The sequence below is a fragment of the Cytobacillus oceanisediminis 2691 genome (genome assembly GCF_007678455.1).
Classification (GTDB): Bacteria; Bacillota; Bacilli; order Bacillales; family Cytobacillaceae; genus Mesobacillus; species Mesobacillus oceanisediminis_A.
In genome coordinates this window covers 1-243 of sequence record NZ_VEEP01000357.1, presented here as the reverse complement: position 1 = coordinate 243, position 243 = coordinate 1, and the positions used below count along the sequence as shown (strand labels likewise).

1 pseudogene is annotated in these 243 nt (G+C 48.1%); it reads right to left on the bottom strand.

From position 1 onward, the window contains the following. Positions 1–232, bottom strand: a pseudogene (locus tag FS736_RS25645) (16S rRNA (cytosine(967)-C(5))-methyltransferase RsmB); the annotation flags it as partial. Between the last annotated feature and the right edge of the window lie 11 nt (positions 233–243).

Sequence of the window (243 nt, the reverse complement as noted above, 5' to 3'; positions counted from 1 at the left end):
AAGGAGGATCGAGGAAAAGTCGGTGAATGGATTCATGGTTGAAATGATGTGCCGGCTGTGGAGTGTGGATTTTTTGAGGTTGAATATTTTGAAGGGGAAGAGGGTGGGGATTGTGGGGAATGAGGTTGAGGTTATGGTGGTGAAGATGGAGTGAAATGAGTTTTGGGGTGTTGGCGCGTTTCTCTGGAATATGAGAGGATTTGCGGGGAGGGGCGGCAGATGCATCAAGGATTACCTCTTCTT